Source organism: Bartonella sp. AA1HLJMS (assembly GCF_042197445.1).
GTDB lineage: Bacteria > Pseudomonadota > Alphaproteobacteria > Rhizobiales > Rhizobiaceae > Bartonella.
On record NZ_JBHIRW010000019.1, the window covers coordinates 1 to 20,334 of the forward strand.

The window sequence follows — 20,334 nt, forward strand, 5'->3', positions numbered from 1 at the left end:
AATATCTTTTAATTCAAAGCCCATGAACTATGAGCAAAAGCATCGAATGTTCTTCCACCTGTCTCTCTGTTAGGACTCGGTGGCTTTCTAGTAAAGAAATATACAAGATATGCGATGAGACCAAAAATCGCTGTCTCCAACCCCATTAAACCCGCAACTTTTTGGACATTTTTCTCAGCCCCTTGTCCTCCAAACTGGCTAATAATCATATCAACAGCTTTAATAACTCTATTTTCCTGTGTCATTACAGAAATAAAACCAGCATTTTGAAATCTGCCATTTAAAGAATCAGCATTGGCTCTTAAAATCTGTGAAAAGAAAATCGCTACTGCAACAAAACATACTATACAATGCTTGAATATTTTCATCATAACCACCTAATTACAATATTTAATAAAATAAATTTTCTTTACCGCCCCTCTAAATAGAAAACATTACGTTATCTATCGATAAAGTATATTTATCTTCTGATAATAAAAATATAATACAAAATTTAATTAATAATTTTATTTTAATTGTTATTTTTATATTATATTACACTTACAATATATCCGTTACATGTTTATTTAATAATTGTCAATTATTTTATTTGTACTTTATATTATGTAGTTTAATGATAAAAATATATTAAAATAAAATTATTTTATTGTTTTTATTATAAATTTAGCTTTATTATCATAAATATTATTATGATTTTATAATATAAAAAATATCAATATGTTGTTTTTTAGTTACACATAATGTTTTTATTTTTTTGTATAATATAGTAAAATAAATATTTTTATAAAATAATTTTTCCTTAGGATAGATTGAGAAAAAATATTTGCCCCAGCTACAATTAGCGTAAGCACCAGCTTAACTCTTTGATTGAAAAAGCTAAATTAGGTAAGATAAGGGATAACTTTGGTGAATGCGCCAAATCTAATGCCATAAGCTATTACACATTTCAACGATTTCACAGCCATGCGTTTCTACAAGAACGTGGAATAATTTTAATAAAGTTCATTGTCTTCCACAATTATAACTTTCTAACATTAATATAATTCCACGACTCTAAGATAAAATAGAGAAATAAAAATGAATACACCTTCTTTCTAACCAAGATAAAATGATTAAAAATATAAATCATAAAAAATTTAATAATGTCCAGTAAAAGCATTTTTGCACAAACCTTTGTAATGCTAATCGTTATACTTCTTCAGTTTATCAAAATGATAATCTAGAATAGCCATAAAATTATATGATCGTATATTTTTTGAGTTGATACGAAAAATTTATCGATATTCAAATCAGCTCATGCCCCTTTTCATCTTAGAAAAGATATCAATCACGAAAATTAGCGTAGATATATATTTTGAAAAAAATTTAAATAACGTTGATATGGATAGATTATTTGCTAGCAAACAATCTTCTCTATTAAATCAGAGTGTTCACTATTGTGATATTTTAATCTCAATCACTACAACACTTCAATAACAGAAAAAAATATAGATTCACTATAAGCTTAAAATAAAAATTTTGGAATTGATCATATATACAATGAATGAACCGTAAAATACAAAAGTAATCATAACACTAGAAAATGAAAAAGCTTATCACTCTTGTTCACTATTCCTTCCTCTCTCATTTTTTCTGTGTTATTTTTAAAGTCTTGTAAAAGATATGAATTACATGAAAAAAATTTAGCCCTTTGTAATCTCTACGCCATCAATCACATTAGTTTTATTAATGATAAGAAATAACATCTGTATAGCTCTAAGCTTAAAGAGTAACACAAGATTAAAGTATCATTTTTATTTATTGTAAAAGAGGATGTAAAACTTCATTTTTCTCTTATCCTTGTTAAGAAAAATTGAAAAATGATCTTATTAATAATTAAAAAATAGAAAATATTTTTTTACAAAATAATATATTATTTAATTACTTTTTAAAATAACCTATTTAAAATAATATAAATATATTATGTTTATATTGTATGTATTTAAATTGTATATTTTCAATTAAATAATAATGTTTATAATAATAATAAAAATATTACATAATAATTATCTTTCTATTAAATAAAATCATAACATGAAATAAGAAATTCATAATAAAATTAAGTATAATTTTATTGGTTTATAAGTGCAACAAAGAAATATATTTAATTATGTTATTGAGCTCAGTTGCGTTGCCATCGTTTTTGCCTGCTTGGATTGGTGAATCCTTTTATTTCCAAGCAATTATTAACTGAACTTTGACTGCTCAGCATGCTGAAAAATCTCTATGTGATTGTTTTCTTGATAATTGCTATTATGTTGTTTAGCGCAGCTCTTAGCTTTCTATCAGGCAACTTAAAAGCTTTATTCTGTCAATTTTCTTATTGTTTAAGCAAAAACTCATCCACGTAATAATATATTGAATGCACCAACAAAATCAGCACGAATAACCACATTCTACACATCTAAAAATTACCCATCTTTGACAGTTTTTTAGCACTATAAACGCAACAAAAGTAAATTTTGCTCGGAGGAAAAAGCACTACTAATATTGTATACCATCTTACAATTGGCTTGTGTCATCAAGCAGCCATCCAAACTCAAACTAAAACTGATCTAAAACCAAGAAATTTAACTCTATGATTTCTGTTGTAAATTCTTTGCTCATAGCTATAGAAATACAACCGATTTTATGCATGAATATGTCTAATAAAAATCCTCATGTGTAAATTTTACATACCCTATACCGCCAGCATAAATAACGATATTTTACAGTACGATAGAATTTTCACTCAATTTTTTATTTTTATAATCATGCTGACTTTCATCTCATCCCCCTAATCCATTAAATTTACGCATTGTTTTCTTATAACTTATGAAAGTCATGACCATGGAAAGAAAAGCGCTCAACAGAAGATATCCAATATTCCATTCGCCTTTACCAAGCAACAATGACACAGGCAAGGAAGCAGAAAAAGCCATAGGAAGCATAAACAAAAGCCATTTTACGATGCTTAAAGGATAAATTCCTATTGGTACAAATGAAAGCTCGTAAATCATTTCATGAAAATATTCGACAGGCATCTTACGGCTAATAATAAATGTTATAAAATTGAACATCAGAAAAAAACAAATATTGACAATAAAAACACAAAATATTGCAACAACAAAAGAGATCCATCTGAGCTTAAGATCAGAAATATCCGGTAATGATACAAATAAATAGGCACTAACATAAAGAACAAAGAGCTTGATCAAATTAAGAGATTTACACCAACCAAACAACATCAACAACCAGCTTGAAACAGGCTTTATCAAGTATGGTTCAATTTTACCATCCGCTACTTTTTCAAAAAACGTTTCAATAGAATTAGTAAAAATATTCAAAAATATTCCAAGTAGAACAAAGACAACAAAGATAAAATGGATTTCATCTCTGCTATAGTTACCGATCTTTCCTGAAAAAGAAGATATTCTATCAATAAATATGAATTGAATAAAATAATAGCATAGAGAAAGAATAAACTCCCCAGCCAAATTCTTACCATAAACAATCTGTCGGCGGATATTCAAAATGATAAAATGAAGGATTATTTTCATCTCAACCACCTGCTCCATTATATGCTTTCATCCCTTTATTCCAAGCAATATAAATTAAGAATAAAAAACACAAAATAGAAGTAAAACTTCCGAAAATAAACTGCTGAAACAACGCTAAATTTTGCGTCGCGAAAAACTCGGCAGGAGCTGATATCATGAAACGATAGGGATTAAATTGCATAAGCGGAATAAGCCACACCGGCCAAAAAGATGGTGGTAAAAGAACACCCCCAAGAAGCGTTGAACTGAGAATACTGAAAGAGAGTAATATATTGTACTCAATCACCCAAAAGCTTAATAAGGCAATTCCAAAAGAGAGTAAAAAACAAAGCAATTGTGATAGAATAACAACCAGAAAAAAGAACAGAAAAGCGATGACCAATCCCAGAATATTTTCATAGGATAAAACAAGCTTAACAACAAAAAGAGCCAATAACGGGATGCTATATAATACACTCTCCCCTAAAAAAGTAAAAAGCATTTGTGTCATATAGCTAAAGGGCTTTGTAAGATATACTTCTAATTGACCTTCTTTAACATGATGAGAGAAAAACTTAATCACATTATAACCATTATTTAAGCGACCTAGGACTAAAGCAAAAGCATAATAATACATCATATCATAAAAGCTAAAGCCATTGATGGTGTTGCCCGTATCAGAGAAAAGTGCATTCCATAATAGAAGTTGAATAACAAATGGCGAAAGTGTCCCAATGATAATATCGGTAAAAAACATTGCTCTATCACTTAGAACAGTGAGTAATCCATTCTTGGCAAAAAGAAACATACCAAAGCAGTGGTTAGATAAATTCTTTAAATTTAACACGGAGCATCTCTTCAAGCGAGGGAGTGGATACAGAGAACGTACAGTTCAATTCGGTTGTAATTTCGCGTACAAAACGCACAAAATCCTCACGGGGCAGCGAAACCTCCAGCGAGCATTCTTCAGCGTTAAAGTGCTTATCTTTTAAAGGAGTAGATAATTTCAACGCAATCTCATCAATTTTTTCTACAACAGCTGAAGGTGCAGCCATATGTTCACAAAAAAGTGTCATTCTCACCAAAGAAGGAATGACACTTTTAAGCGCATGAAGATTACCATGAAACTGTTTCTTTCCTTTATGCAAAAGAATAATATCATCGACGTATCCATCAATATCTCCCATATCATGACTTGTGATGATATACCCAGTGCCACGCTCCTTTTTCAGTTTTTTAAGAAGCTCCCTGATTTCATGCTTAGATGTAATATCAAGACCAATACTTGGCTCATCGAGAAACAACAGTTTAGGTTTAAAGGAGAGATTAAATGCCAATTCACTTTTCACTCTCTCACCCAGACTAAGCATCCGCACTGGCTTATCCATAATATGCTCAAGACCCAGCAACTCAGCGATCTCTTTAAGATCACGGGTAAAAGAGGCGCGTTCAAGACCATATAATGGTTGAACCATATCCAAACTGTAGCGTAAGGGCAAATCCCACCATAAACAATTCTTGTGACCAAAGACCACACCCAAAGACTTGAACAGATTTTTCTTCGCTTTATAAGGATCAACACCAAGGACTTTAACACATCCCTCATCAGCGTATTGTATACCAGAAAGTATTTTAATCAGTGTCGATTTACCCGCTCCGTTAGGGCCAAGAATTGCTAACGATTGCCCTGAAAAGAGGGTAAAACTCATATCTTTTAACACATGATGATTTGTATAAACTGGCTTGAAGAGAGAAAAGACCTTGTTTTTAAAACCAATTCCTCTGTCAATGTTGCGATATATTTTTGAGACGTTATTAACGTCAATCAATAATGATCCCATCAGTCACTCCTCATTTCAACTTATCTCCCCTTTGAATGTTTCCATAATAAATATCTGTTTTGTTCACTAAAAAAAACAAAAGTGTTCAAGCCCTCCTTAGAGCAATAAAACGCGCCTGACGTTTTATCTCCAATTTTTGTCTAGATATTTTTTCAATGTGATGAGTTCACTTCAATGCAGCATTAAGATACTAAAAACTTATTTCTTCTTTTATGAAAGATAGTCTTTTGGATAAACTAAGTAAGTAGAAAAATAATTGCTCATTGAAAGGAGAACTTTGCTAAGAAAGCTTCATTGTGTAAGCAAAGATACAAAAAGCATAAATCTATACTATAAGCATATCAAACCACATTGATAATAAAACAAACTTCCTTGACAACAGGAATTTTTGAGAGGCTACTTTTCCTCAGCATTACTATAAAATGCCTCCTTTATCTCCCATGAAAAAACTAAAATCGCTTTCTCTATTTTAGTAAATATCTTTCAGATTTTATCTAACTCATCTCCCTCAACAGACACGCCTTCCCAATATATGACCTCTATAGATAATTCAAAGAAGCAGCTTCATAAACTCAGATTATTAAATGATACACCATATCCAAAAATAACAATACAATCAATTATGGATAAAGAACTGTAGAAAGAAAGCCATGATATTCGAAAATTTCATCACTCAAAAACACAATTTTCTCATAGCGATTGACTTATCAAAAACTTTCTTCAAATGATGCCCTATTCATCTTATCAAATTTATAGACAAAATTTGTATCAATCAAAAAGAACAAATGAAGTTTGTTTAGTCGGTTTCAGCATCACTCTCATTAAAAGATAAAAGATTAAAACTTTGGACCATATGAGGTGGTAAAGGTGCAACAATGTCCAATATTCCTCCTGAAGGATGCGGAATACGAATACGACGTGCATGAAGATGAAGACGATTTTGAATTCCTCTTGGTAATGTCCAATTACTATCAGAAAAAAAATACTTTGTATCGCCAATGATAGGATGATCCATATGGGCTGCATGCACACGAAGCTGATGTGTTCTCCCTGTATAGGGTTCCATTTCAAGCCACGAAAGAGCCCGCCCTCGCGTATCTAAAACGCGATAGTAGGAAACCGCATGATGTGAATCTGGCTCCCCATGTTCACAAACACGCATTTTGTCACCTTGTGCAGTCATTTCCTTAACCATCCACGTTGAAATTTTGTCTTGCTTTTTTTTAGGCACACCCCGAACCAACGCCCAATAAGTCTTTTTTGTTTCTCGCGCTCTAAAAGCAGCAGTTAAGAACTGAGCAGCTCCCCTTGATCGCGCAACAATAAGCACACCCGACGTCTCACGATCAAGACGATGAACCAAACGCGGCTTTTCACCTTTTTTATTGCGCCATACCTCAAGCATACTATCCATATGACGAGTTAAACCAGAGCCTCCTTGTACAGCCAACCCAGCTGGTTTATTAAAAACAAATACCTTTGGATCTTCATAAAGCAGCATTTTTTTCAAAACGGTCCCATCATCCTGCCCACGAAGTGTTTTATCCGTTATTGAAAGACTTTCCTTGTCATTAATAGGGAGAGGTGGAATACGAACAGCCTGTCCTATACAAAGACGCGTATCGGCTTTAACACGTCCACTATCAACCCGTATCTGACCAGAACGCAACAATTTTTGCAAAGCTCCAAAACCAAGTCCTGGATAATGCACTTTAAACCAGCGATCTAAGCGCATTCCATTTTCATCTGCCTCAACTTTTTTTATTTCTATGCCTGCCATGAAAATTCCCTTACCTGATAATTTTATTGATCTATTTTTGCGCCTTTATAAACACAAAAATTCATATTTTAGTTGGTTTTATCACACCATATTACAGTTAGTATCCAAAATTGCCTTTTCTTAACGTCCAAATTTTATTAGCTAAAAACTAAGCGTTGTAAAAATCAACAGCCTTTACGCTTAATAGCGAATGGAGATAATTAACCGTGTCCTTATTTAAAACCTATGCACGTGTTCTCACTTACCTAAATAGAGAAAAAAATGCATCCCTTTTAATCTGTACCGCTAATGTTATGTTAGCTATTATCACTATTGCAGAACCTATTTTATTCGGACGTGTTATTGATTCTATTTCAGAAAAATCAGCTATCATTCCTACTCTTACCATTTGGGTTTGTTTTGGACTTTCACATATTATTGCTTATGTCCTTGTTGCTCGCGGTGCTGACCGCTTAGCCCATAGACGCCGCTTAACGGTTTTAACGGAATCTTTCGAACGTATCATTGCTATGCCTTTAATTTGGCATCAACAACGTGGAACTTCCAACGCACTCCATACACTTTTGCGCGCAATAGATTCCATGTCAACCATATGGCTTGATTTTATGCGCCAACATCTCTCAACGCTTGTCGCCTTATTGGTTCTCATCCCCATAGCGTTTAATATGAATTGGCGTCTTTCAATAGTCTTGGTTGTGCTTGCCATCACCTATGTATTAATTGCACGTTTAGTGATGCGAAAAACAAAAGACGGACAAGCCGCTGTAGAATGCTATCATCATAACCTTTTTAAACATGTCAGTGATTCAATCTCTAATGTTTCCATTGTACAAAGTTATAACCGAATAAAAGAAGAAGCTTCTACACTACATCAACATACAAATGCTCTGCTTAAAGCACAAAATCCTGTTCTCAATTGGTGGGCGCTCGCCAGTGGCTTAAATCGAATGGCTTCAACAATTTCAATCGTTTGTGTTCTTCTCCTTGGAGCTTTTTTTGTTGCAAAAGATCAATTACGAGTAGGTGAAGTCGTTGCTTTTGTTGGATTTGCACAACTCATGATTAGCCGCCTAGACCAAATGAGCAATTTTATTAATTGTGCAATATCCTCACAAGCAAAACTGCAAGAATTTTTTGAAATGGAAGACTCAACCTTTCATATTAACGAACCGCAAAATCTTCCTTCCCTCCAAAATGTTAAAGGCGCCATACAATTTCATCACGTGACCTATCAATTCCCAAATTCTTCTCAAGGTGTTTTTGATATTTCCTTTGAGGTTAAAGCAGGACAAACTGTTGCAATTGTAGGACCAACAGGGGCTGGAAAAACAACATTGATCAATCTGTTACAGCGCGTATACGACCCTACCCTTGGGCATATCTCCATTGATGGAATAAATATATGCTCAATCAATCGCGAATCTTTACGCAAATCTCTAGCAACAGTATTTCAAGACTCGGGTCTTTTTAACCGTACTATTCATGACAATATTTCAATAGGAAAAGCGAGCGCAACGAATGAAGAACTTTATGAAGCAGCAAAAATAGCAGAAGCTCACGATTTTATTCTAAAAAAAGCTGATTGTTATAACACAATGGTGGGCGAACGAGGATCTCAATTATCCGGTGGAGAAAAACAGCGACTAGCAATTGCACGCGCTGTTTTAAAAAATGCCCCTATTCTCATTCTAGATGAAGCAACAAGCGCTCTTGATGTTGAAACAGAAGCACGTGTCAAAGATGCTCTCGATTGCATAAGCCATAACCGTACTACTTTTATTATAGCACATCGCCTCTCAACAGTACGCAATGCTGATGTGATACTCTTTCTGGATCATGGTCACTTAATGGAAAAAGGAAACTTTCAAGAATTGATCGATAAAGGGGGACGTTTCTCTAATTTTTTAAAGGCAAGTGGTTTAACAATCAAACCACCAGAAAGAGAAGGAGAAAATGTTATTCCCTTACATGAAGCCATAGCTTCATAAAAACGATACTCTTCATAGATCTTATGCAAAAAATGCCTCTTCAATACAATAAGAGTTCTTATATATGATACAAGTAAAAAGATTTCTAAAAATGCCACAATCCATTTTAGGTATTTAAGAAAAATATTAAAACAGTTTAGTATTTTCTCTGCTATTGCAATTTTACTAGATTAGAACAAAAATATTTTCCTATATCTGTGCATACTGACGAGTATACATTCTCATTTAGGGAAAATGTAAAGGTAAAAACAATTTCCAGTTTTACCGTCTTCCTTTCACTCAGCTTTACGAATTTCAAAACGAACTAAAGTAATATCTTTTAAATAATGAATATTATGTATTGCGTTGCACTTTTGTTTATCACTTTCTTTATAGTCCTCTCATAAAGAACAGAACATCATTGTTTTGCACATTCATATAACTTTTTTTAAGAAACATTTCTCAATGCTCTTAAGCCCATTTCACAACGACATTCGTGAGTGGTTTTGATTAATTTAACATACACAGAATTTGAAATAATAAAACCCTACGAATATTCGTAGCTCTTATTCAAAAGATAAAACGATAAATTATCATTATAATTCAATATATTAAAGCAATTTTATCATAAATAAATTAGATGTTAATCTAAATCTTTAGATTTATGTGATATTCATTTGATTTATATTGATAATTCATTACTTTATAACTTGAAATAAAGATTTATAAAGATAGGAGAATATTCTTTTCCAAACCTTTTAATAATAAACCAAAAAACTGTTTTCTTGTACATAACAAGCAAAATAAAAACAACACAATAGCTCTAAGATACAACAACTCTTTTATAAGCCTTTTCAAGAAAAGAGATTTTATTCATTTGAAAACTAATAGAATAATGATAGCTTATAACTTTATAAGGATAATCGTATGCAATAAATCTTGTATTTTTCCTTTCATAAAAAGAGATGTTTCTTCAAAAAATCTATAAGAGCAACACAATAACTAGTCTTCCTAGTAAAAGAATACACAGTAAAGCATGAAGTGCTGCATAATCTATCTTATCTTAAAAAGGTGACTCCTGAAACGCTTGGAAGCTATAAAGCCAAATGATAAAGTGGTGATAAAGACAAACACTGTCTTTATCTTTACAATTGTATTTTCCCCAATTACGCTGTATCTGCATTTCAGAAATACACCAGACAGATATTCATGATACATAGATGCCAACCAAATATAACAATGTGAAAAATACCTATGCAGAATAATTTCATTCTTTAATTTTTTTCAAGAAAATCTTTTAGTGCCGCAAATGCCTCATCAGCTTTGTTCCCCTCAGGACCACCAGCCTGCGCCATATCAGGACGGCCACCTCCACCTTTACCACCAAGCATCGCTGAAAGAATACGAACGAGATCTACAGCATTTAATTTATCCGTTAAATCATCCGTAACACCGACAACAGCACTCCCTTTTCCATCCTCCGAGACACTAATAAAAGCAACCACTCCAGATCCAATTTGTTTTTTCTCAGAATCGACGAGCGCCTTAAGATCCCGTGGTAAAATATTTTTAACAACGCGTCCGGTAAAAGAAAACCCATTGATGATGATAATATCATCTTGGCTCCTTTCTGTTACTCCACCACTCAACATCATTTTCTTGCGTACATCATTCAATTCTTTTTCAAGTTTACGACGATCATCAAGCAAAATTCGCACCCGTTCTTCCACACCAGCAGAAGAAGTTTTTAAAAGATCAGCGATTTCATGAATACGTTCATCTTGGCGGCTAAGATAAAGACGTGCTTCTTTGCCTGTTAAAGCTTCAATACGCCGCACTCCAGCTGAAACAGAACTTTCAGAAACAATATGAATTAAACCAATATCACCTGTTCGCTCCACATGTGTCCCTCCACAAAGCTCAATTGACCAACGCTTTTTTAATCTTTCCTGTTCAAGTGGCTCCCCCATAGAAACAACGCGAACTTCATCACCATATTTTTCACCAAACAATGCCATGGCTCCTTCATAAATGGCATCATCTACAGCCATGAGGCGCGTTATTACTTTACTATTTTGCAAAATAATCTCATTTGCTAAATCTTCTATTTTTTTCAACTCTTTTGGTGAAACGGATTTTGGATGGGAAAAATCAAAACGCAACCGATCTGGCGATACAAGAGAACCCTTTTGAGTAACATGATCCCCCAATGTTTGGCGTAAAGCTTCGTGTAACAAATGAGTAGCAGAGTGATTCGCGCGAATTTTCTTACGACGAACAATATCAACCGTTAATTCTACACAATCAGACCTCGATGCCTGACCAGATTTCACCTCCCCAATATGGATAAAAACACCATCACCCTTTCTTTGGGTATCATGCACCTTAAAAATAAAATTTTCACCAGAAATGATACCGCTATCACCAATTTGCCCACCAGATTCACCATAAAAAGGTGTCTGATTAACAACAAGCATAGCTTTCTGATCCGAAGAAATATGATCAACAATTTTACCATCACATACAAGAGCTGTAAGAATACCTTTCGCTGTCTCAGTTTCATAACCTAAAAACTCTGTGGCCCCCACTTGATCACGAACAGAAAACCAGATTTTCTCTGTTACAGCTTCTCCAGAACCAGACCAATTGGCACGTGCTTCCTCTTTTTGGCGTTCCATCGCTTTATCAAAAGCACCAACGTCAACAGATATTCCGCGACGACGAAGAACATCTTGCGTCAAATCAAGCGGAAAACCATAGGTATCATAAAGTTTGAAAGCAACTTCACCATTCAAATAGTCTCCTTCTTTAAGATCGGTACTTGCTTCGTTCAACAAACCAAGTCCTCGTTCAAGCGTTTTACGAAAACGTATTTCTTCTAACCTTAAAGTTTCTGAAATCAAAGATTCAGCACGTGTCAACTCAGGATAAGCTTGTCCCATTTCGCGAATTAAAGCAGTCAAAAGTCGCCACATTAAGGGCTCTTTAGCACCAAGAAGATGCGCATGACGCATAGCACGACGCATAATACGACGTAAAACATATCCTCTTCCTTCATTAGAAGGAAGCACACCATCAGCAATCAAAAATGCAGATGAGCGAAGATGATCAGCAATGACACGATGGCTGGCAATAAAATCACCCTTTGCCTCAATCCCTGTAATTTCTTCTGATGCAGCAATTAATGCACGAAAAAGATCAATGTCATAATTATCATGAACGCCCTGTAAAACAGCAGCAATACGCTCTAATCCCATGCCTGTATCAATAGAAGGGTGAGGTAAGTTAACACGTTCTTCCTTGGAAACTTGCTCATACTGCATAAAAACAAGATTCCAAATCTCAATAAAGCGATCCCCATCTTCATTAGCACTTCCAGGAGGACCGCCCCATATTTCATCACCATGATCATAAAAAATCTCCGAACAAGGCCCACAAGGTCCTGTTTCTCCCATCGACCAAAAATTATCAGCCGTCGCAATACGAACAATTTTTTCATCTGGAAGACCTGAAATTTTACGCCACAGTTCAGCAGCAACATCATCACTCTGATAAACTGTCACCAACAATTTATCTTTTGGCAGGCAAAATTCCTTTGTTAAAAGATTCCATGATAAAAAAATGGCTTCTTCTTTGAAATAATCACCGAAAGAAAAATTACCCAACATTTCAAAAAATGTATGATGGCGCGCCGTATAACCAACATTATCAAGATCATTATGCTTTCCACCCGCACGAACACATTTTTGTGCCGTTGTTGCCTGCGTATAAGAAGGTTGTTCAAGTCCAGTAAAAACATTTTTAAACTGCACCATCCCTGCATTTGTAAACATAAGTGTAGGATCATTCCGCGGAACAAGCGGACTAGAAGAAAGAACTTTATGCCCATTACGATGAAAATAATCCAAAAATGTTGACCGAATATTATTAACACTATTCATGTTGACACCTGCTCAATACAGCACAAAACCATAAAAGAAAAATCCCCCTCATTAAATCCTCTTCGCCACGCATGGAGTCAATTTAATCAAAAATGGAATATTTGTTTTAAAAAATTGAGAAAAAAATGACTGCGTATTTAAAAACTCAAACAAAAAAACAGGAAAATCTTAAAGAAAAAAAATTATAGACGAAAAAAACGCCCCATCAAATGGCTTCATCACTTTCTATATTTTCTGACCCTGCATTTTCTAACAATTCAATCGCAATCAAACCAGCATTTTGGCGCAAAGCTGCTTCAATCTCTGTAGCTATTTCCACATGTTCACGTAAAAACTGCTTTGCATTCTCACGCCCCTGCCCTAAACGCTGAGAATTATAAGAAAACCATGCACCAGATTTTTCCACAACACCAACCTTGACACCCAAATCAATCAACTCACCTACTTTGGAAATACCTTCACCATAAATAATATCAAACTCAACCTGTTTGAATGGAGGTGCCAATTTATTTTTCACCACTTTAACGCGCGTCTGATTACCAACGATTGAATCCCTATCTTTAATGGATCCAATGCGACGAATATCTAAACGAACAGAAGCATAAAACTTTAAAGCGTTTCCACCCGTTGTCGTTTCAGGAGAACCAAACATCACACCAATTTTCATGCGAATTTGATTAATAAAAACAACCATACAGTTAGAGCGAAAAATTGCTGCGGTTAATTTTCGTAACGCTTTACTCATTAACCGAGCTTGCAATCCGGGCAAAGCATCACCCATTTCACCGTCAATTTCTGCTCGCGGTGTTAAAGCTGCGACAGAATCCACAACAAGCACATCAACGGCACCAGAACGAACCAACGTTTCTGTAATTTCCAATGCCTGTTCACCGGTATCTGGCTGAGAAATGAACAAGTTTTCTAAATCAACACCAAGCTTACGCGCATAAATAGGATCAAGCGCATGCTCTGCATCAATAAAAGCACAAATCCCACCACCTTTCTGTGCCTCAGCAATAGCATGGAGAGCCAATGTTGTTTTCCCAGAACTTTCTGGTCCATAAATCTCAACAATACGCCCCTTCGGTAATCCACCAATCCCTAAAGCAATATCCAAGGATAACGATCCTGTTGGAATTGTTTCAATTTCAACAACTTGCTCTTTTTGCCCAAGACGCATAATCGAGCCTTTACCAAAAGAACGTTCAATTTGTGAGAGAGCAGCATCGAGAGCTTTTGTTTTATCCACGATTATATCCTTGACCGAATTCATAATAACCTAAAACTTTAGTGTACACTGTACTTTTAATTTAACTAAAGGTTTGAGTTTAGAGTTTCACAGACTATTTCCATTCCTATCTCCACATTATGTCCATAAACATTCATGACCATCACAATAAAGAATTGGCATTGCTTATCTTATGACACATAATAAACTCCAATAAAGTAATATCTCTATGGGAGCATAGTTAACATATTTATATCTCTCTAGAAAAGGAACAATTTAATTTTAAACACAATGTTCTACAACCCTTCTGCTTATCCCTTTGATTAAATACTTGAGAGACTAAGAATTCTCCCGCTATTGATCACACAAAAAACGCATCATCAATCAACCTCATACCCCCTATTGCATCGAAGAACAAAACGCTATTGTGTTGCATATTCATGCACTTGATTTAAGAAACATCTCTCAAAACTTCCAAGCTCATTTTGTGACAACACCTATGAATGTGGTATACTGCAAAACCCTTTAGGCACCACCATCTTTACTCTATAGAAGGAGCAAGCCGGCACCATCACACTATTTATCATCCTCCAATATTGCAACAGCTCTCGGCACTTGAGACAATTTATAAGAGGGATTTTTAGTCTTTTCTTGTACAGTTTTTATCACACGCTAATCCTGCTTGTAACATGCAAGCGAATAACTTGATTGCTTCAACAAATAACAGACTTGGGATGAGAGAAATTTACGGTATTTGAAACTTTCATTCAACTTACGAAACAGTCAATCATCATTATAAGTCAATATATTATTTAATAAAAACCAAAAAAATACAGCAGCTTAAAAGTTGAATGACATATTTAAATTTGAAAAAACATGCACTTTCTAAAATATCAAAAAAAATCTCTACAAGCAATGCAATAAATGTTTAAAATATAAGCTAAATTTCTCATACAATAACATAAGAGATAAAATAATAAATCCAAGATCAATAAAAAACGTATTTCAACTCAAATTTTATTTTGATCTTTACGTTTTTTGCGCAACTGTTGCCACCACTCAAGACGTTTCACAATTTCACGCTCAAAACCACGCTCAACTGGTTTATAATAACTCTGACGCCCAAGTTTTTCGGGAAAATATTCTTGTCCTGAAAAAGCGTCTGGTTCATCATGGTCATAACAATAACCACTTCCATACCCTTCTTCCTTCATAAATTTCGTAGGCGCATTAAGAATATGCTTAGGAGGTGGTAAAGAGCCATTTTTGCGCGCACAACGCAGTGCTGCTTTATACGCAAGATATGCTGCATTTGACTTTGGCGCAGTTGCAACATAAAGACATGCTTGCGCCAAGGCCAATTCTCCTTCTGGTGATCCTAAATAATCATAGGCATCTTTTGCTGCATTACAAATGACAAGAGCTTGAGGATCCGCCAAACCAACATCTTCAACGGCCATACGAACCAATCTTCGCCCAATATAGAGAGGATCTTCACCAGCATCCAACATACGTGCCAAATAATAAAGCGCAGCATCAGGATCAGATCCACGAACGGATTTATGCAACGCTGAAATGAGATTATAATGCCCATCTCGTCCTTTATCATAAATAGGCGCACGACGCTGAATAACTTTTTGCAAAGCAACAACATCAAGAATCTCTCCCAATGGTGCAATAGACCAAACTTCCTCTGCCAATGTTAACGCAACCCGCGCATCACCATCAGACATCTCTATCAAAACGTCTCTGGCATCATTATCCAAGGGAAGAGTTTTTCCCTCCACTTCTTCAGCACGCCTCAAAAGCATGTCCAAACTTTCATGATCATGAGAAAGAAATGTTAAAACACGTGCACGCGAAAGAAGGGCAGCATTCAGCTCAAAAGAAGGATTTTCGGTTGTTGCACCTATAAGTACCACAGTACCCTCTTCCATTACAGAAAGAAAACTATCCTGCTGTGCACGATTAAACCGATGAATTTCATCAACAAAGAGAAGTGTTTTATCCCCAGATATAAAACGCCTCTGCGCAACTTCAAAAATCTTTTTAAGTTCAGAAACTCCTGTAAAAATAGCAGAAACCTGTTCAAACGCGAAATTTGTTTCAAGGGCTAACAAACGTGCAACAGTCGTTTTTCCCGTCCCTGGAGGTCCCCAAAAAATCATCGATCCAATTGAGCCTGTTGCCGCCATACGTGAAAGCAAACCATCCTCTCCAATCAAATGCTTTTGTCCCACAACATCATTGAGAGAACAAGGACGCATTCTTTCTGCAAGTGGCTGATTTTTATTAACTTGAAAATCAAACGACGAAGTAAAAAAATCTTTCTTCAAAAAAAACCTCAACGAATAAATTGGCGAATATACATACCATCACGTTCATATTCCAATTGCCACATATTTGAGCGACCTTGCATAAGAACCTTTTTCAACTGATGAACTGTTTGAATTTTATGGCCATTTACAACACGTAGAATATCTCCTGACTGAAAAATTCCAGCTGCATTGCTCATTTTATCAAGATTGGTAATCACAACCCCTTTTGCAGATATAGGAAGATGAAAACGTCGACTATTTTGCGGTGTCAAATCTAACACTTCAGCACCAGCAAGAGGACTGTCACCCGTAATTTTTTCAGATTTTAAAAATGCAGTTTCTGATATCGATGAAACTGTTATTTGTGTTTTTAAAGTTTTTCCACTTCGTAAATATTCCAAAGCAAGACTATGCTCAACGTCAGCTGTCATCAAACGATAACCAAGACTATCTGGACTGTCAACGCGTACCCCCTGCACACTCAAAATAACATCACCTACTTTCAATCCAGCTTTTTCAGCAGGACTATCTTTGATAACTTCAATAATCAGAGCACCATAGGGACGTTCTAAACCTAAACCACCAGCAATATCAGCTGTAACATTTTGAAAAGAAGCCCCAATATAAGGCGGCACAAAATATTTTCCACCGCGTTTAACAGTATCAAGCATCACTTTTACAAGATTAACTGGAATAGCAAAACCAATCCCTACAGAACCACCGGAACGCGAATAAATAGCCGTATTAATTCCGATTAACTGACCTTTCATATCAATTAAAGCGCCACCAGAATTCCCTGGATTAATGGCTGCGTCTGTTTGAATAAAAAAGTCAAAATCAGAAACCCCAACACGTGTACGCGCTTGCGCTGAAACAATACCACTTGTAACTGTTTGACCAACACCAAAAGGATTACCAATAGCAAGAACAAGATCACCAACTTCAACAGCATCAGAATTTCCCAAAGAAAGAACCGGAAATTGAGCATCTTTTTCCTTAACTTCAAGAATGGCAATATCAGTTGCTTCATCTTTGAGCACGACCTTACTCTCAAACTCCCGTCCATCAGAAAAAGCCACTTTAATTTCGCTTGCATCTTTAATGACGTGGTAATTTGTAACGATCAAACCACGTGCATCAACAATCACCCCTGATCCTAATGACGATTGCTTACGAACAGGAAATTTATTTTGAAAACGACCAAAAAATTGCTCAAAAAATGGATCGCCTTCAAAAGGTGATCGAGCTCTAATTTGTCGAGCTGCATAAATATTTACAACAGATGGAACTGTCTTTTTAACTAAAGGAGCAAATGAAAGAGTGATTTCTGTTTGTGTTTGAGGAACATGAGCATATACATGATCAAATGATATCTGCATCATAATTGCAAAAAAAATCCGCACCCAAAAAGAATACCTCATAATCCACTCCTTATAAAATCAGCACATTCTGTTGAAGATTAATAGAATAAAAAAACGTATCCCCGCAAATTAAGGACCTCTATTAATATTTCATAATAGAGAATAAAAACAACCTATTTAAACAATAAATATTATAAAAATAAGATAATTCAATATTCTATAATTTTCTCTCTGCACCTATTTCTCAACTAAAACAAACTTAAAAATGCTCACAAAAAAACCGCCCAAGACAAGGCGGCCTTTAAAAATCCAACAGAATAAAAAACTCTACGAAGATGTTCCCTTTTCATTCTCAGAAGCTTCCATGCGAGCACGATCCTCAGCACCCTTCGCTTCAACATCACGATCAACAAATTCTATAACAGCCATGGGCGCATTATCACCGGTACGAAACCCCGCTTTCATAATACGCAAATACCCACCGTTGCGTGATGCATAACGTGGCGCAAGCGTATCAAATAATTTTGCAACCTTTCCTGCATCACGAAGTGCTGCAATAGCTTGCCGACGCGCATGCAAACCACCACGCTTACCAAGAGTAACGAGTTTTTCAACAATAGGACGAATTTCTTTAGCCTTTGGAAGCGTTGTCACAATCTGCTCATGCTCGATCAACGAAGTTGCCATATTTGCAAACATCGCTTTACGGTGACTGGCAGTACGGTTCAACTTGCGTCCTGACTTACTATGGCGCATAAGCCCTCTCCTTAAATTCTAATTTTAATATTGATCTTCATAACGTTTTGCAAGATCATCAATGTTTTCAGGCGGCCACGCAGGAATCTCCATCCCAAGATGTAAACCCATACACGCCAAAACTTCTTTAATCTCATTCAACGATTTGCGACCAAAATTCGGTGTCCGAAGCATTTCAGATTCTGTTTTTTGAATCAGATCACCAATATAAACAATATTATCATTCTTAAGACAGTTTGCCGAACGAACTGAAAGTTCTAATTCATCCACTTTTTTGAGAAGTGCAGGATTAAAAGAAAGCTCAGAATCAGCCTCTTCAACAGGCTCCTTCTGTGGCTCTTCAAAGTTAATAAATAACGATAATTGATCCTGAAGAATGCGTGCTGCAAAAGCAACAGCATCCTCACCATTAACAGCACCGTTTGTTTCAATCGTGAGCGTTAATTTATCATAATCGAGAACTTGACCTTCGCGTGTATTTTCTACTTTATAAGATACCTTACGGATCGGTGAATAAAGACTATCAATTGGAATAAGCCCTATACGTGCATCATCAACACAATTACGATCAGATGGAACATACCCCTTTCCTGTGTTGACAATAAATTCCATACGAATTTCAGCTTCTTCATCAAGAGTACAAATAACATGATCTGGATTTAGAATTTCCATATCTCCAACTGTACTGATATCTCCCGCTTTCACGACACCAGGCCCCTCTTTATAAACGACAACACGTTTAGGCCCTTCTTCTTCCATACGAAGCGCAATTTCTTTTATATTCAGAATAATATCCGTAACATCCTCACGCACACCTGGAATCGATGAAAATTCATGCAAGACACCGTCAATCTGCACAGCAGTAATAGCAGCACCACGAAGCGAAGATAACAAAACGCGACGAAGCGCATTTCCTAACGTTAAACCAAAACCACGCTCAAGAGGTTCAGCAATCACACTTATAATATTTGGATTATCATGTGCACATGATTCAACCTTATTGGGTTTAATAAGTTCCTGCCAGTTTTTCTGGATCATATTTTTATTCCCGTTCTTTAGTTCCGTTACCATTCAATCGTAACGACCAATGTGAACATCAGAGAAATCTCCGACAACAAAAAACAACACCCAATTAAACACGCCGCCTTTTCCGCGGACGACATCCATTATGAGGAATTGGTGTTACATCGCGAATAGAAGTAATGACAAAACCAACAGATTGCAATGCACGTAAAGCAGATTCACGCCCTGATCCAGGTCCACAAACTTCAACTTCCAAAGAACGCATACCATGCTCTTGCGCTTTTCTTGCACAATCCTCCGCAGCAACTTGAGCAGCAAAAGGTGTCGATTTACGCGCACCTTTAAACCCCTGAGCTCCCGCAGATGACCAGGCAATTGCATTACCCTGAGCATCAGTAATAGTAATCATTGTGTTATTAAATGTTGAATTAATATGCACAACACCCGATGAAATATTTTTACGTTCGCGACGACGAACACGTGTGGCTTCCTTGGCCATAATTTCCCTTTCAACGATCTCATCACTGCCGTAACATCAGCAGCTCCACCTTTTTTCCTTGTC

13 protein-coding genes are annotated in these 20,334 nt (G+C 35.6%); 1 reads left to right on the top strand and 12 read right to left on the bottom strand.

The features are described from left to right. Positions 1–8: 8 nt before the first annotated feature. The 5 genes from ACFIQE_RS06155 to ACFIQE_RS06175 form a co-directional block, all read right to left on the bottom strand. A complete protein-coding gene (locus tag ACFIQE_RS06155) occupies positions 9–368 on the bottom strand; it encodes a hypothetical protein (RefSeq protein ID WP_375613153.1) in 360 nt (119 codons plus the stop codon). Positions 369–2,807: 2,439 nt separating this feature from the next. Beyond that, entirely contained in the window at positions 2,808–3,596 is a 789-nt protein-coding gene (locus tag ACFIQE_RS06160) for an ABC-2 family transporter protein (protein ID WP_375630113.1), read from the bottom strand. Then, positions 3,580–4,404, bottom strand: coding sequence for an ABC-2 family transporter protein (locus ACFIQE_RS06165; protein ID WP_375621426.1), 825 nt, complete (start codon positions 4,402–4,404; stop codon positions 3,580–3,582). The genes ACFIQE_RS06160 and ACFIQE_RS06165 overlap by 17 nt, the downstream gene beginning before the upstream one ends. Further along, on the bottom strand, positions 4,379–5,398 hold the full coding sequence (locus ACFIQE_RS06170; protein WP_375621427.1) for an ATP-binding cassette domain-containing protein: 1,020 nt from the start codon (positions 5,396–5,398) through the stop codon (positions 4,379–4,381). Before ACFIQE_RS06170 ends, ACFIQE_RS06165 begins: the two co-directional genes overlap by 26 nt. Positions 5,399–6,194: 796 nt before the next feature. Continuing rightward, positions 6,195–7,178, bottom strand: coding sequence for an RluA family pseudouridine synthase (locus ACFIQE_RS06175; protein ID WP_375640506.1), 984 nt, complete (start codon positions 7,176–7,178; stop codon positions 6,195–6,197). Between the two features lie 206 nt (positions 7,179–7,384). Between ACFIQE_RS06175 and ACFIQE_RS06180 the strand changes: the two genes are divergently transcribed. Continuing rightward, positions 7,385–9,166 (top strand): glucan ABC transporter ATP-binding protein/ permease, encoded by a 1,782-nt coding sequence (locus ACFIQE_RS06180; protein ID WP_375621429.1) that lies wholly within the window; start codon positions 7,385–7,387, stop codon positions 9,164–9,166. 1,253 nt (positions 9,167–10,419) lie between these two features. On the opposite strand, the gene alaS is transcribed toward ACFIQE_RS06180, so the two are convergent. From alaS to rpsK, 7 genes are all read right to left on the bottom strand, one after another. Next, complete coding sequence (alaS, locus tag ACFIQE_RS06185; RefSeq protein WP_375707392.1) at positions 10,420–13,086, bottom strand: alanine--tRNA ligase; 2,667 nt, start codon at positions 13,084–13,086, stop codon at positions 10,420–10,422. 205 nt (positions 13,087–13,291) lie between these two features. Beyond that, entirely contained in the window at positions 13,292–14,335 is a 1,044-nt protein-coding gene (gene recA / locus ACFIQE_RS06190) for a recombinase RecA (protein ID WP_273791424.1), read from the bottom strand. A 989-nt stretch (positions 14,336–15,324) separates the two neighbouring features. Continuing rightward, on the bottom strand, positions 15,325–16,650 hold the full coding sequence (locus tag ACFIQE_RS06195; protein WP_375632411.1) for a replication-associated recombination protein A: 1,326 nt from the start codon (positions 16,648–16,650) through the stop codon (positions 15,325–15,327). Between the two features lie 8 nt (positions 16,651–16,658). Then, complete coding sequence (locus ACFIQE_RS06200) at positions 16,659–18,053, bottom strand: DegQ family serine endoprotease (RefSeq protein WP_375621432.1); 1,395 nt, start codon at positions 18,051–18,053, stop codon at positions 16,659–16,661. A 267-nt stretch (positions 18,054–18,320) separates the two neighbouring features. Continuing rightward, entirely contained in the window at positions 18,321–18,749 is a 429-nt protein-coding gene (gene rplQ, locus ACFIQE_RS06205; RefSeq protein WP_375640511.1) for a 50S ribosomal protein L17, read from the bottom strand. Between the two features lie 24 nt (positions 18,750–18,773). Beyond that, positions 18,774–19,787, bottom strand: a complete 1,014-nt coding sequence (locus tag ACFIQE_RS06210) for a DNA-directed RNA polymerase subunit alpha (RefSeq protein ID WP_375611485.1) — start codon at positions 19,785–19,787, stop codon at positions 18,774–18,776. A gap of 94 nt (positions 19,788–19,881) precedes the next feature. Further along, complete coding sequence (gene rpsK / locus ACFIQE_RS06215; protein WP_007347762.1) at positions 19,882–20,271, bottom strand: 30S ribosomal protein S11; 390 nt, start codon at positions 20,269–20,271, stop codon at positions 19,882–19,884. Positions 20,272–20,334 lie beyond the last annotated feature (63 nt).

Coding starts and splice junctions, on each gene's coding strand:
- ACFIQE_RS06160 (WP_375630113.1), bottom strand. CDS start 3,596: ATGGAGCAGGTGGTTGAGATGAAAATAATCCTTCATTTTATCATTTTG.
- ACFIQE_RS06175 (WP_375640506.1), bottom strand. CDS start 7,178: ATGGCAGGCATAGAAATAAAAAAAGTTGAGGCAGATGAAAATGGAATG.
- ACFIQE_RS06170 (WP_375621427.1), bottom strand. CDS start 5,398: ATGGGATCATTATTGATTGACGTTAATAACGTCTCAAAAATATATCGC.
- alaS (WP_375707392.1), bottom strand. CDS start 13,086: ATGAATAGTGTTAATAATATTCGGTCAACATTTTTGGATTATTTTCAT.
- rpsK (WP_007347762.1), bottom strand. CDS start 20,271: ATGGCCAAGGAAGCCACACGTGTTCGTCGTCGCGAACGTAAAAATATT.
- ACFIQE_RS06155 (WP_375613153.1), bottom strand. CDS start 368: ATGAAAATATTCAAGCATTGTATAGTATGTTTTGTTGCAGTAGCGATT.
- rplQ (WP_375640511.1), bottom strand. CDS start 18,749: ATGCGCCATAGTAAGTCAGGACGCAAGTTGAACCGTACTGCCAGTCAC.
- ACFIQE_RS06200 (WP_375621432.1), bottom strand. CDS start 18,053: ATGAGGTATTCTTTTTGGGTGCGGATTTTTTTTGCAATTATGATGCAG.
- ACFIQE_RS06210 (WP_375611485.1), bottom strand. CDS start 19,787: ATGATCCAGAAAAACTGGCAGGAACTTATTAAACCCAATAAGGTTGAA.